Annotated in this window: 1 rRNA gene; it reads left to right on the top strand. The window is 42.4% G+C overall.

Annotated features, from left to right (window positions below):
• Nucleotides 1-84: ribosomal RNA gene (locus ACFQ2I_RS19440) — 16S ribosomal RNA — on the top strand; the annotation flags it as partial.
• Between the last annotated feature and the right edge of the window lie 477 nt (nt 85-561).

Raw genomic sequence — 561 nt, forward strand, 5'->3', positions numbered from 1 at the left:
CAGCCGCCGAAGGTGGGGTAGATGATTGGGGTGAAGTCGTAACAAGGTAGCCGTATCGGAAGGTGCGGCTGGATCACCTCCTTTCTAAGGATTTAAGCGTTTCTGTTGGAGACGCATAAGGAAGCATCAGCTTCCACAGGGATATTTTCTTATCGACTCTCGTCGATTGCGAAAAATCCCAGGCAGTAGTTGCTCGCTCGTTGTCAGTTTTGAAGGAGTAATCCTTCTACAATAAGATGGAGTTGCCTATTGGTGATTCGGTCTTATATAAACAATCCATTTGGTTTTTACAAAAATTGATTGTTGCAGTCAGGGTGAAAACCTGATAAAGTATTTTCTTGTGACGAAACGAAATTGCACCTTGAAAACTGGATAACGAAAGTAACAATAAAGTATTCCAGCTGCTTTTAAAGCAGTGAGAAGCTTTATGCTGAAACATCCTTTAGCTGAAGTTTTAAATAAACGTTTGACATGTAGCGTCTTTTCTGAAGCCATTCAGGGAAGTCACTCATCGAAAAACGCAGGTTAAGCTAGTAAGAGCGCACGGAGGATGCCTAGGCA

Source organism: Paenibacillus chungangensis (genome assembly GCF_042675905.1).
Lineage (GTDB): Bacteria > Bacillota > Bacilli > Paenibacillales > Paenibacillaceae > Pristimantibacillus > Pristimantibacillus chungangensis.